Source organism: Paenarthrobacter sp. CC6, assembly GCF_040560085.1.
Classification (GTDB): Bacteria; Actinomycetota; Actinomycetes; order Actinomycetales; family Micrococcaceae; genus Arthrobacter; species Arthrobacter nicotinovorans.
Window position 1 is genome coordinate 279,200 of sequence record NZ_JARDAN010000006.1, and the last position, 13,204, is coordinate 292,403.

Annotated in this window: 11 protein-coding genes; 3 read left to right on the forward strand and 8 right to left on the reverse strand. The window is 64.2% G+C overall.

All coding sequences use genetic code 11. The annotated features are described in order from the left end of the window. Nucleotides 1-2 precede the first annotated feature (2 nt). The 5 genes from alaS to PV760_RS06110 all read right to left on the reverse strand — a co-directional run bounded on the left by alaS (nt 3) and on the right by PV760_RS06110 (nt 5,835). A complete protein-coding gene (gene alaS / locus PV760_RS06090) occupies nt 3-2,681 on the reverse strand; it encodes an alanine--tRNA ligase (protein WP_018777743.1) in 2,679 nt (892 codons plus the stop codon). Nucleotides 2,682-2,795: 114 nt separating this feature from the next. Further along, nucleotides 2,796-3,026, reverse strand: coding sequence for a hypothetical protein (locus PV760_RS06095; RefSeq protein WP_026267164.1), 231 nt, complete (start codon nt 3,024-3,026; stop codon nt 2,796-2,798). A gap of 22 nt (nt 3,027-3,048) precedes the next feature. Beyond that, a complete protein-coding gene (locus tag PV760_RS06100; protein ID WP_018777745.1) occupies nt 3,049-3,423 on the reverse strand; it encodes a DUF948 domain-containing protein in 375 nt (124 codons plus the stop codon). A gap of 158 nt (nt 3,424-3,581) precedes the next feature. Next, nucleotides 3,582-4,202 (reverse strand): 30S ribosomal protein S4, encoded by a 621-nt coding sequence (gene rpsD / locus PV760_RS06105; protein WP_018777746.1) that lies wholly within the window; start codon nt 4,200-4,202, stop codon nt 3,582-3,584. Between the two features lie 190 nt (nt 4,203-4,392). Continuing rightward, a complete protein-coding gene (locus tag PV760_RS06110) occupies nt 4,393-5,835 on the reverse strand; it encodes a replication-associated recombination protein A (protein ID WP_018777747.1) in 1,443 nt (480 codons plus the stop codon). A 41-nt stretch (nt 5,836-5,876) separates the two neighbouring features. On the opposite strand from PV760_RS06110, the gene PV760_RS06115 reads away from it, so the two are divergent. Further along, nucleotides 5,877-6,521, forward strand: a complete 645-nt coding sequence (locus PV760_RS06115) for a Vms1/Ankzf1 family peptidyl-tRNA hydrolase (RefSeq protein ID WP_055975945.1) — start codon at nt 5,877-5,879, stop codon at nt 6,519-6,521. Here PV760_RS06115 and PV760_RS06120 read toward each other — a convergent pair. The 3 genes from PV760_RS06120 to hisS all read right to left on the reverse strand — a co-directional run bounded on the left by PV760_RS06120 (nt 6,485) and on the right by hisS (nt 10,607). Then, complete coding sequence (locus PV760_RS06120) at nt 6,485-7,261, reverse strand: GNAT family N-acetyltransferase (RefSeq protein WP_354627355.1); 777 nt, start codon at nt 7,259-7,261, stop codon at nt 6,485-6,487. The two genes, PV760_RS06115 and PV760_RS06120, sit on opposite strands and share 37 nt — an antisense overlap. Nucleotides 7,262-7,347: 86 nt before the next feature. Beyond that, nucleotides 7,348-9,141, reverse strand: coding sequence for an aspartate--tRNA ligase (aspS, locus tag PV760_RS06125; RefSeq protein WP_018777750.1), 1,794 nt, complete (start codon nt 9,139-9,141; stop codon nt 7,348-7,350). 110 nt (nt 9,142-9,251) lie between these two features. Continuing rightward, the gene (hisS, locus tag PV760_RS06130; protein WP_055975950.1) at nt 9,252-10,607 is read right to left on the reverse strand and encodes a histidine--tRNA ligase; all 1,356 of its coding nucleotides are present in this window, start codon (nt 10,605-10,607) and stop codon (nt 9,252-9,254) included. Between the two features lie 206 nt (nt 10,608-10,813). Between hisS and PV760_RS06135 the strand changes: the two genes are divergently transcribed. After that, a complete protein-coding gene (locus tag PV760_RS06135; RefSeq protein WP_026267165.1) occupies nt 10,814-11,608 on the forward strand; it encodes a peptidylprolyl isomerase in 795 nt (264 codons plus the stop codon). A 66-nt stretch (nt 11,609-11,674) separates the two neighbouring features. Continuing rightward, a complete protein-coding gene (locus PV760_RS06140; RefSeq protein WP_018777753.1) occupies nt 11,675-13,162 on the forward strand; it encodes a DUF349 domain-containing protein in 1,488 nt (495 codons plus the stop codon). Nucleotides 13,163-13,204: the final 42 nt, after the last annotated feature.

A 13,204-nucleotide genomic window follows, 5' to 3' on the forward strand; every position in this document is an offset into this window, starting at 1 on the left:
CGTCAGCGCTTGGCAATCGCGTCCACCACCGCTGTGAGGGCCTCAGAGACCTTCGCAGCGTCGGTGCCACCGCCTTGAGCGACGTCGTCCTTGCCGCCACCACCGCCACCGAGGATGCCTGCAGCCAGGCGGACCAGCGCACCGGCCTTCACTCCGGCCTCGCGGGCGGCTTCGTTGGTGGCGATGAGGATGACCGGGCGATCGTTGCTGACCCCGGCAACGGCCACTGCAGCGGCGTCCGAACCGAGACGGCTGCGCAGGTCCAGGGCAAGGTTCCGCAGGTCATCTGCGCCGCCCACCTGGCCGGCGTCGTGGGCAACTACGCGCACGCCGGCTGCGTCCTTTGCCGTTCCGACGAGGTTGGCGGCTGCTGCCGTGAGCTGTTCCTTGCGGAGGCGGTCGAGTTCCTTCTCCGTGGCCTTGAGCTTGTTCAGCGTGCTCGAGATGCGATCGGCAAGCTGGCCGGACGGGACCTTCAAAAGCTCGGTCAGTTCAGTCACCAGTGCGCGCTCCGCGGCAAGGTGACGGAACGCGTCCAGGCCCACGAAGGCCTCGACGCGCCGGTTTCCCGAACCAACGGACTGCTCGCCCAGCAACGAGAGGCTGCCGATGAGGGAGGTGTTGGATACGTGGGTGCCACCGCACAACTCACGTGACCAGGCGCCGTCGATCTCGACGACCCGTACCTCGCTGCCGTAGTTCTCGCCGAAGAGGGCCATGGCGCCCAGCGCCTTGGCCTCTGCCAGGCCCATCACCTTGGTGTCAACGCGGTAGTTGTTCCGGATGGCGATGTTGGAGACTTCTTCAATCTCGGAACGCGTGGCGGGGCTGAGGCCCTCACCCCAGGCGAAGTCGAAGCGCAGGTAGCCGGCCTTGTTGTAGGAGCCGCGCTGGGTAGCTTCGGGCCCAAGGATCTGGTGGAGGGCGGCATGGACAATATGCGTTCCGGTGTGGGCCTGCTCTGCGGCGTGGCGGCGTTCACGGTCGACGGCGGCCCGCACCAGTGCGTCGGAGGCAATCTCACCCTCGCGGACGATGGCCTTGTGGACGCTCAGGCCCTTGATGGGACGCTGGACGTCAAGGACCTCCACCACGAAGCCGTCACCGGTGATGAGGCCGGTGTCTGCTGACTGGCCGCCTGCTTCGGCGTAGAACGGGGTTTCGTTGAGGACAAGCTCAATTTCGTCACCCGTGGAGGCATGTGCGACAGCACGGCCTGCGCTGACGATGCCCCGGACCTTTGCTTCGCCCTCAAGTTCGTCGTAGCCCGTAAAGACGGTCTCACCCTTGCCGAGAAGCTCCTGATAGGCGCTGAGGTCGGCGTGGCCGCCCTTCTTGCCCTTGGCATCAGCCTGTGCGCGCTGGCGCTGTTCAAGCATGAGCGCGCGGAAGCCTGCCTCATCAACCTTGAGGCCGGCTTCTTCGGCCATTTCCAGGGTCAGGTCGATCGGGAAGCCGTAGGTGTCGTGCAGCGCGAAGGCATCGGCACCGGACAACGGAACTCCTGCAGCTTTCGATTCGGCCACAGCGTCTTCCAGGCGGGCCGTTCCCGAAGCAATGGTGCGGAGGAAGGCCTTCTCCTCGGCGTAAGCAATGCGGCTGATGCGCGCGAAGTCGGTTTCCACCACCGGGTAAACGCCCTTCATGGCGTCGCGGGAGGCGGGAAGAAGGTCAGGAAGGCATGCCTTCTCGACACCGAGGAGGCGCATGGCGCGCACAGCCCGGCGGATGAGGCGGCGCAGCACGTAGCCACGGCCTTCGTTGGACGGCGCCACACCATCGGCAATGAGCATCAGGGCGGAGCGGATGTGGTCCGCGACGACGCGCATGCGGACGTCATCGGTGTGGTGCGGGTCCTCCGGCGACTCGGCCGAAGTGTACTCGCGGCCGGACAGTTCGGCAGCTTTGTCGATGACCGGGCGGACCTGGTCGGTCTCGTACATGTTCTCGACGCCCTGGAGGATCATCGCCAGGCGCTCCATGCCCAGGCCGGTGTCGATGTTCTTCTTCGGCAGCTCGCCGACGATATCGAAGTCCACCTTTGAACGGACGTTTTCGATCTGGTACTGCATGAACACAAGGTTCCAGATTTCGATGTACCGGGTTTCGTCGGCCAGCGGGCCGCCTTCGATGCCGTACGCCGGGCCGCGGTCGTAGTAGATTTCCGAGCATGGGCCGGCGGGGCCGGGCTGCCCGGTGGACCAGTAGTTGTCAGCCTTGCCCATGCGCTGGATACGCTCAGCCGGGATGCCGGTGTTCTTGAGCCACAGTTCCTTGGCTTCGTCGTCCTCTTCGTAGACCGTCACCCAGAGGCGCTCGGCAGGCAGTCCGTAACCGCCGTCGTCCACGCTGGTGGTGAGCAGTTCGAAGGCGAACTTGATGGCATCTTCCTTGAAGTAATCACCAAAGGAGAAGTTGCCGCACATCTGGAAGAACGTTCCGTGGCGGGCAGTCTTGCCTACCTCCTCGATGTCACCGGTGCGGATGCACTTCTGGACGCTCGTGGCACGGCTGTAGGGCGGCTCTTCGCGGGCGGTCAGGTAGGGAATGAACGGCACCATTCCGGCCACAGTGAAGAGAAGTGACGGGTCGCTGGAAACGAGCGACGCGGAGGGAACGGCGGTGTGGCCCTTGCTGACAAAAAAGTCCACCCAGCGCTTGGTGATCTCCTGCGACTTCATTAGCTGATTACTTACCCTTCTCAATTCACTGCACACGATGTGCGCGGTACCGGCTGGTGCCGTTCCGCAGCTTTCCATTCTGCCCTGTTGAGGGCCTGGGAGCGAACCGCTCCGCTACCGTCCGCCTGCTACGGCGTCGTCAATTCCAAGCGCTGCGCGGAGATCCTCTTCCCGCTGGTGCATGCCGGACCGCACTGCGTCGGCGAAGTCGAACAGCCCGTCAGCCATCCGGCCAACCGCACGGTTCAAACCTTCGGGGCCCAGGTTTGCCTGTGCCTCGGTGATCTTACGGAAGGCGATGACGCCGATTGCGACGCCAATGCCCATCCAAACAATTCTCTTCATCGGTTTATGGTCTCCCGTTGATTCAGCGGCTGCGACGGCCGGAGGAAGGGGTCCGGCGTGCGGCGAAAGCCGAGCGGACTCCGTAGCTGAAAGCAGCCACCTTGATCAGCGGCGACCCAACCGTGGCGGCCACGAGCGAGGACAGCGCGGAGATGTTGGCTGACGCGTCCGAGACGTTGGAGGCGATGCCATCGACCTTCTTCAGCTGCTGGTTGGTGGTAGTGACCGTGGCAGTCACTTCGTCCATCAAAGGCGTGGCGCCGTCGCTGATGGAACGGATGGAGGTGCGGACCTCATCGAAAACGCCGCCCAACTTCAGAATGGGCACAGCCAACAGCAGAACCAGGAGCGCGAAGACTCCTGCTGCGATGAGGCCGGCAATGTCGCCACCAGACATAGAACACTTCTCCTAGGATCGTTGCGCTGCCTTGCACCAGCCGCATCGCGGCTTTGGCCAAGGCCTCCCCCAGTACCTTACCTATAGTGGCCCGGTACCTTATAGACAAAGAAGCCCGCGGCGGTTGCCACGGGCTTCTTTGTCTGTGCTGCTTGAATTTAGCGAGCGTAGAATTCGACGACGAGCTGCTCTTCGCAGATCACGGGGACCTCAGAGCGCTTCGGGCGACGAACCAGGCGTGCCTGCAGGGCGTCGATCTTGACGTCCAGGTATGCGGGCACGTTGTTCAGGACGTGTGCACCGGCAGCGGCGACCTGGAACGGTGCCATGACCTCGGAGCGGCTGTGAACGTGGATGAGCTGGCCTTCGCCAACGCGGAAGGACGGGCGGTCCACGCGGACGCCGTCAACCATGATGTGGCGGTGCACGACGAGCTGGCGTGCCTGTGCGATGGTGCGGGCAAAGCCTGCACGGAGCACGAGGGCGTCCAGACGCATTTCGAGCAGCTCGACCAGGTTTTCACCGGTCAGGCCCTTGGTGCGGCGTGCTTCTTCGAAGGCACGGGTCATCTGGGCTTCGCGGATGCCGTACTGGGCGCGCAGACGCTGCTTTTCGCGCAGACGTACGGCGTAGTCGGAGTCCTGCTTCTTGCGGGCACGGCCGTGCTCACCGGGGCCGTACGGGCGGCGCTCCATGTACTTGGCGGCCTTGGGGGTCAGAGCAATGCCGAGTGCACGCGAAAGGCGTGCGGTACGGCGAGCACGAGTGTTGTTAGCCACTTGTGTCCTTCCAATTACTGCGGTGTATCTGTGTTACTGGCCTCCATCAGGGAGAGCATCGGCCAACCGCTGCCTCTTGCTACTGGCCCGGGCGCGCAGCACCGTTGAAGAAATCTTCAAGGGATTTGGCGTCGGGTCATGCCAGACAAGGATCAATCCTACCACGGGCGTTGGAACCGCCCTGCCTCCGCTACTCGCCGCGGACGATCTTGCGGAGCCGCTCCAACCTGGCCGCAATATCCCGCTCCGCGCCGTTGTTGGTGGGCTGGTAGTAGTCCTTGCCGACGAGGTCGTCCGGCGGGTACTGCTGGGTGGCTATCCCGTGCGGCTCATCGTGGGCGTATTTGTAGCTGGTGCCGTGGCCCAGTTGCTTGGCACCGGGATAGTGGGCATCCCGCAAATGCATCGGAATGCCGCCGCCATAGCCTGCACGCACATCCGCCACCGCTTTGTTCAAGCCCATGTAGGCGGCGTTGGATTTAGGCGCCGTTGCAAGGTGCACCACGGCCTCGGCCAGCACAATGCGGCCCTCAGGCATGCCGATCAACTGCACTGCCTGCGCCGCTGCCACGGCGGTCTGCAATGCGGTGGGGTCGGCCATGCCGATGTCCTCGGCGGCGGAGATCACGATCCGTCGGGCCACGAAGCGCGGGTCCTCCCCGGCTTCGAGCATCCGGGCCAGATAGTGCAGTGCCGCATCCACATCCGAGCCGCGGATGGACTTGATGAACGCGCTGGCGACGTCATAATGCTGGTCCCCCGCGCGGTCATAGCGCACCGCCGCAGCGTCCAAGGCCCGTTCCGTGTGGCGGAGTTCCACCAGCACCGCGGCGTCCGGCGCTTCGCCTTCGACGGCGGCCGGGTCGTCGACGGCGGTTGAGTCACCGAAAGCTACCCCGGCAGCGGCTTCCAATGCCGTCAACGCACGCCGGGCGTCGCCTCCGGACAGCCGCACGAGATGATCCAGCGCTTCCGGGCTGAGCTCAACGCGGCCCGCGAGTCCGCGGGCGTCGGACACTGCCCTCTGCAGCAGTCCCGAGATGTCATCGTCAGTCAGCGGCTTCAGCGTCAGCAGCAGCGAACGCGACAACAGGGGCGAGACCACCGAGAAGGACGGGTTTTCCGTGGTTGCTGCCACCAGCACGACCCAGCGGTTCTCAACCCCCGGCAGGAGGGCATCCTGTTGGGCCTTGTTGAAGCGGTGGATCTCGTCCAGGAACAGGACAGTGGTCTTCTTGTACAGGTCACGGGCAGTCAGGGCCTCGTCCATGACCCGGCGTACGTCTTTGACGCCGGCGGTGATCGCAGACAACTCAACAAACTTCCGGCCGGGACCGCGGGCGATCACATGCGCCAGGGTGGTCTTTCCTGTTCCAGGCGGCCCCCAAAGGATCACCGAGCTGGGGCCGGCCGGGCCGGCAGCCTCCGCGCCGGCCGCCAGTTGCCGGAGCGGGGAACCATGCCCGAGCAGGTGCTGCTGTCCCACAACGTCGTCCAAGGTCCGTGGCCGCATCCGCACCGCCAGCGGACTGCGTTGGGACGCCATCCAGTTGGCGTCCGAGGGTCCCCCTGCGGCAGGCTGCTCCTCCGACTCGTCGTCGTCCACTGCGCCGGCACCAAAGAGATCTTCCACATGGATAGGCTACTCATAGTTCCAGCAAAGGAGACATCGACGTGCACCGCCCAGCATCAGCCCCGCAACGCAGGGGCGGCAGCAGGACCGCCTTAGTGCCCGGGGAAAGGCTGCAAGGGTGGGTGGCCCGGTTCGCCTCAAGCCACGGCCCGGTTGAGGAGGACCTGGACGACGGCGGCTTGCTGCTGCGGGCGGCCGACGGAGGTGAGGCCCTGCTGCGACCGCCGTGGCCGGCTGACGGCAGGCCGGGGCGCGGGGCGACAGAGCTGGACCGGCTCGCCTCACTCGCCACCCAGGAGCGCGGTCTCGGGCTGCTGCTGGTCCGGAGGGGTGGCTACGCTCTGGCTGCTGCCAGCGGTTCCACCATCTTGGCCTCGAAAAGCGGTTCGCGCTTTATCGACGCCAAAACCACGGCGGAACACGCCGCACGGATCTTCTCCGGCCACAGGATTGAGTACATCGTTCCCGGTGGTGACCGGACCTTGGTGGACCAGGTCCTCGCCCACGCATCCCTCAAGGCAGTTGCCGGCCGGACAAGGCTCGCCTTCCTGGATGTCCAGGAACCGAAGTCAGCCGTCCTGCCAAAAGCTGCAGCTGACGCCTGCTCCGTCCGGATTACGGTGTCGGATGCACCTGTTCAGCAACCGCCTCAGCAGCCGCCGGGCGCTCGTTTCAGCGGCGCCTGACGATAAAGATAGCCACCCTGGTCAGTAAAACCCGCCTGCAAGTAGAGGTCCCGGGCTCCTTGATTAGCCGCGGTAACCAGCAGCCAGAACCCTTCGAGTCGCCGTTGGCTTCCGGCGCGCAACAACGCGTCCAGAATCCTTGTAGCGTATCCACGCCTGCGGTGCGCCGGCGAGGTCGCCATGCTGTAGATACCGCCCCAGCCGTCCACCAAGGCGAGACGCCCGACGGCGGCGGGAACGCCGTCGTCGTCCCTCAGCAGGGCGTAGAGCGAGGGGCAGGCGGCAAGAATTCTGTGGGCGACCGACAGCTCTGCCTCGCCGCCGCGGCCATCCACCGACCACCACAGGTCCAACCATTCCCGGGTGGGATGGTCGTTGAGTTCTACGCCAGGCCCGGGGGCAGCCGCGGATGTCCCGGCAGCGTCCCTGACCATGATCCTGGTTTCTGACTGCCGGGTGAAGCGCTGCTCGTCCAGGACGGTATTGAGGGCTTCGCTGCGGGGATCGTTGAAGACCTGGAAGATCAGGGGAAGCCGCCGGTCCCGGTACCAGCGCGCGGCGGCCTGGACCGACCGGCTAATGCCGTCGTGTCCGGTCTGGACGGACACCCTGGGCCACACTGAGTTTGCCCGTTGCGTCACTCCCTCCGAAGCGCGCAGCACCCACTCCCCCGTCTCCTCCCGGTCAAGGGCGGGCCAGGCCTTATCCATGAGGTCTTCAAGGAGTGCTTGCTCCATCATCTGCGGCACCTCTCATATGCGGGAAATTATGTGGCACGAACACCAAAAGGCCCCCCACCATGGTGGAGAGCCTTTTGGCCAGGACTTTACTCGGACGCGGTTGCCGGCTTGGCCGCAGGTTTGGCCTCCGGCTTGAAGTCGACGCCTGCCTCCTTGCGCTGCTGCGCCGTGATCGGAGCAGGTGCAGCAGTCAGCGGGTCATAGCCGTTGCCCGACTTCGGGAAGGCGATGACGTCGCGGATGGACTCCACACCGGCGAGCAACGCGACGACGCGGTCCCAGCCGAGCGCCATTCCGCCGTGGGGAGGTGCGCCGTACTTGAAGCCCTCCAGGAGGAAGCCGAACTTCGTCTCAGCGTCTTCCTTGTCCAGGCCCATGAGCTGGAACACCCGTTCCTGCACGGCCCGGTCGTGGATACGGATGGAACCGCCGCCGATTTCGTTGCCATTGCAGACGATGTCGTAGGCGTAGGACAGGGCCGACTCCGGGTCCTTGTCGAACGTGTCCAGGAATTCGGGCTTGGGCGAGGTGAAGGCGTGGTGCACTGCTGTCCACTGGCCACCGCCAACTGCCACGTCACCGGAAGCGACGGCAGCGGCGGCCGGCTCGAACATCGGGGCGTCCACGATCCATACGAAGGCCCAGTCGTTGGGATCGATGAGGCCGGTACGGTGCCCGATCTCAACGCGCGCGGCACCGAGCAGTGCCCGGGCGGCAGACTTCTCGCCGGCTGCGAAGAAGATGCAGTCTCCCGGTTTCGCACCAACAGCGTCCGCCAGGCCTGCACGCTCGGTTTCGGTGAGGTTCTTGGCGACCGGACCGGCCAGTTCGCCGTCTTCCTTGTAGAGCACGTAGGCCAAGCCCTTGTGACCGCGCTGCTTGGCAAATTCCTGCCAGCCGTCCAGGGTACGGCGTGGCTGGGACGCGCCGCCCGGCATCACGACAGCACCAACGTAAGGGGCCTTGAAGACGCCGAAGTTGGTGTCCTTGAAGAAGTCGGTCAGTTCAGTCAGCTCAACACCGAAACGCAGGTCCGGCTTGTCGGAGCCGTACTTGGCCATGGCGTCCAGGTACGTCATGCGGCGGATCGGCGTAGGGATTTCGACGTCGATCAGCTGCCACAGTGCTTTGACGATTGCCTCGCCGAGTTCAATGACGTCGTCCTGATCCACGAAGCTGGCTTCGATGTCCAGCTGGGTGAACTCCGGCTGGCGGTCTGCGCGGAAGTCCTCATCGCGGTAACAGCGGGCGATTTGGTAGTACTTCTCGAAGCCACCCACCTGGAGAAGCTGCTTGAAAAGCTGCGGCGACTGCGGGAGGGCGTACCAGGAACCCGGGGCCAAGCGGGCCGGAACAACGAAGTCACGGGCGCCTTCCGGCGTCGAACGCGTCAGCGTGGGTGTTTCGATCTCAACGTAACCACGCTGGTGGAGGAGCTCACGCGCTACGCGGTTGGCTTCCGAACGGAGGCGCATGTTGCGTGCGGGGCCGGGGCGGCGGAGGTCGAGGTAGCGGTGCTTGAGACGTGCTTCCTCGCCAACCTCAACGTGCTCGTCGATCTGGAACGGAAGGGGCTCGGAAGTGTTGAGGATAACCACGTTGTCGGCGATGACCTCAATTTCACCCGTCGCCAGGGCAGGGTTTTCGTTGCCTTCGGGACGCTTGTTGACCGTGCCCGTCACCTGGAGGACGTACTCGTTCCGGAGGCCGTGGAAGACCTCCTCCTCACGGACAACCACCTGAGCAACGCCGGACGCGTCGCGCAGGTCAACGAATGCAACGCCACCGTGATCACGGCGCCGGCCCACCCAGCCGGCAAGGGTAACGGTTTGTCCAATGTGCTCGGAACGAAGTGATCCGAGGTCATGTGTGCGCAGCACAGCATTCCTTTCAGCATGAAATTTAGAAGGACCACTGCAAAGGCGGTCCCGTCCGAGTTTACCCGCCCCGGCCGCGGCTCCCGCCAAGGGTGGGAGAAGCTATGGTCGGATCAGGCCGTGGTCACCCGGACATGGAGGTCTTCCTCCGGAGGAGTCCAGGTCGTGGGATCGGCATCAACCTGCTCGCCGGAACGGATGTCCTTGACCTGATGTTTTCCGTCGTTATCGGTGAACCAGACGAAGGGGATGCCGCGCCGGTCGGCGAACTTGATCTGCTTGCCGAACTTCTCGGCCTTGGCTGCGACCTCGGTAGCGATGCCGCGGCCACGCAATTGGGCCGCGATGTCCTGGGCCGCAGACCAGCTGTCGTCGCTATTCAAAGCAACCAGCACTGCAGTCGGCACAGCGCGTGAGGCCGTGGCAAGTTCCTGGCTGAGGATGCGGGACACCAGGCGCGTCACGCCGATCGAAAGCCCGACGCCGGGGAACTTGCGGTTGCCCTTGCTCGCCAGGGCATCATATCGGCCGCCGGAACAGATCGAACCGAGCTGCTCGTGTCCCACAAGGACGGTCTCGACGACGGTGCCGGTGTAGTAATCCAGGCCACGGGCAATGCTCAGGTCAGCGACCACCTTGCCCGGGGCACGCTGAACGGCTGCTTCGATGACCTGTTGAAGCTCGCTCAGGCCTTCTTCGAGGAGGTCATCCTTCACCCCGAGTGCGCGGACCTGTTCGACGAAGGAGGTGTCCTCGGTGCGGATCGTGGCGAGTTGCAGGGCCAGGGCCGCCTGCTCATCCGTGGCGCCGAGCTCAGACTTGAGCAAACCGGCTACCTTGTCGGCACCGATTTTTTCCAGTTTGTCGATGCTGCGCAGCACGCCGGCGGTGTCCGTCAGGCCAATGCCGCGATAGAAACCCTCGGCCAGCTTCCTGTTGTTGATCCGGAGCCGGAAGTCCGGAATGGGAAGGGCGCTCAGGGCCTCAGCGATGACCAGCGCAATCTCAACGTCATAGCGGAACGGCAGTTCGCCGTCGCCTACCACATCGATATCAGCCTGGGTGAACTCGCGGGCCCTGCCTTCCTGGGGGCGTTCACCGCGCCACACTTTCTGGATCTGGTAGCGGCGGAACGGGAAAGCCAGATACCCGGCGTTTTCCACGACATAGCGCGCAAACGGAACGGTCAGATCGAAGTGCAGTGCAAGCGCGTTGGGGTCGGACTTATCGGAACTGCCCTGCTTCGCAGCCTCGCCCTCATCATCCTGGAGACGGCTCAGGCCATAGACCTCTTTATCGATCTCGCCCTTGCGGAGCAACTGGCCGACCGTTTCGACCGCGCGTGTCTCAATGGAAGAGAAACCATGCAACTCGAATGTCTTCCGGAGCGTATCCAGCACATGGAGTTCCACCAACCGTTCCTGGGGAAGCCACTCGGGGAATCCGGACAGGGAGGCGGTACGTGCCATGGTGGAATTGTCTCCTCGAAGAAAGCTGACCCGGGCCTCGGCGCCATGCTTTAAACGCCCGTTCGGCGTTTAGAGGGCGGGCGTCCAGCCGGTCATGCATAAACTATGTGCGGCAGCCAGTTTATGCTTTCCGCGCGTGCACATCTAATGCAGCATGCCGGGTTCCTGTCGGCAGCCATCCGAAGCGGACACAATCAGGAGGACTCTTGGCAACAAGGTCGCGGGATGACCGCGAAGCGAAACGTCGCATCAGGCAAATGGAAGCCAAGCGCGCCCTGCGGCAGGAACAGGGAAAGCGCCGCAAACGCGACAACATCATTGCCATCGGCGCCGGTGCTGCCTCCGTGGTCCTTGCCGTGGTGCTCCAGCTGACCGTCTTCAGCTCCAACCCCACGGAAGACGAGTTCGCTGCCGCAGAGGCGGGCCTGAATTCGCCGTCGGCATCCCCGGCAGCGTCCAACGGTGCCGACATTCCCAGCCCGGATACAGCAGCCGGCAAAACGTTCACGGGCGAGCTTGCCTTGAACAGCGGCGTCGTGGGAGTCGAATTGAACGGTACAGCGGCACCGCAGGCGGCTGCTGTCCTGAAGTCGCTCGCTGATGCCGGTTACTACACAGGGGCCAACTGCCACCGGCTGACCACTTCCGAGACCTTTGGCCTCCTGCAGTGCGGCGCTAAATCAGAGGACGGCGCAGACGACCCCAACTATCGCTGGGGTCCACTCGAAAACACGCCGGCAGACAACAAGTACCCTGCCGGAACCATCGCCGTCGCCCGTACGGGCAACAATGCCTACGGCAACGGGCACCAGTTCTTCATTGTCTATAAGGACACCACCATCCCAGCCGACACGGCTGGCGGATACACCGTTGTTGGCAAGGTCACCAGCGGGTTGGACGTCGTGACGAAGATCGCCGCTGCCGGCCTCAAAGCCGGCGGAAACAGCAGCGACGGCGCCCCTGTGGCACCTGTCACGATAGACTCGTTTTCTCTGAAGTAACCAGCCCCGGGCCCAGGCCCGGGGTGCATTGCCTTAGCAGTCCCTCCAAGCGAAAGACTTTTAGCGGTGACAGACAGTCAGAAATCCGACGAAACAGCAGCAGTGGCCAACGATGAAGCGGTCGAGGTGATCGAAGCCACGGATGCCGGCGCTTCCCCCGAAGCAACCCCCGCTTCGGCTCCCAATGAACCCGCGGCACCCCGCCCCGCGCCGTCGGCAGCGCCGTCGCCCGCGGCTTTTGCGGCACGCCCCAAGGCACCCGCTGCTGTTGTTCCTGCCGCACCCGCAGTATCTGCCGCGTCGCTGGCAGAAGCAGCAAAGTGGGGACGGGCAGAAGGCGACGGCCACGTCTTCCTCACGCTCGATGGTGAGGAAATCGCCGTCGGACAGTACCCGGGAGTCAGCCCTGACGAAGCCCTGGGCTATTTCGCCCGGAAGTTCGACGACGTCATCGCCCAGGTAGTCCTCCTGGAGCACCGGGTGGAGTCCAAGGCGCCGGCAACAGACATGCAGAAGACGGTCACGCACCTGCGCGAGCAATTGGCCGAGCGCAACATGGTGGGCGATATCCGTTCCGCCGAGGCCCGCCTGGATGCCCTGTCAACGCAGATCGTGGAATTGGAGAAGTCTGAGAAGGCTGCCCACGAGGCCGTTCGGGCCAGTGAGCTTGCCGCGCGGGAGGCCATCGTGGCCGAGGCGGAGACCATTGCCGGTCAGGATCCTGCGCAGATCCAATGGAAGACCTCCAGCGCGCGGATGAACGAGCTGTTCGAATCCTGGAAGTCCGCACAGAAGAGCGGCGTCCGGCTCGGCCGCAGCAACGAGGACGCACTTTGGAAGCGCTTCCGCTCGGCCCGCACCGTTTTCGACCGCCACCGCCGCGCCTACTTCTCCCAGCTGGACAGCAACAATTCTGCTGCCAAGTCCGCCAAAGAGGCCCTGATCGCAGAGGCCGAGGCTCTTTCCTCGTCCACTGACTGGGGCTACGCCGCCGGTGAATACCGCAGGCTGATGGACCAGTGGAAGGCCACCCCGCGCGCCAGCCGCAAGGATGACGACGCCTTGTGGGGCCGCTTCCGTGCCGCCCAGGATGTCTTCTTCAGCAATCGCCAGGCCGCCAATGACCAGATTGACCAGGAATACACAGCGAATCTGGCCGTCAAGGAACAACTCGTGGTCGAGGCCCAGGGCTTGCTGCCCATCAAGGACCTCAACGCCGCCAAGAAGGCCCTCCAGTCCATCCGTGATCGCTGGGAAGATGCCGGCAAGGTCCCGCGTGCTGACATGGGCCGGATCGAGGCAGGCCTTCGCAAGGTGGAGGATGCTGTCCGTGAAGCCGAGGAAGAGAAGTGGCGCCGGAGCAACCCGGAAACCAAGGCACGCACGAACAGTGCCCTGACGCAGCTCGAAGCAGCCATCGCGGGCCTCAAGGACGACCTTGACAAGGCTGAAAAGGCCGGCGACCAGCGACGCATCAAGGCTGCTCGTGAAGCTTTGGAAGCACGCCAGGCCTGGCTCGACCAGATCCAGCGTTCGGCCAGCGACCTCGCATAATTCCTTCTGACGCTGTTGCAGGCTCCGATCCGGTTATCCACA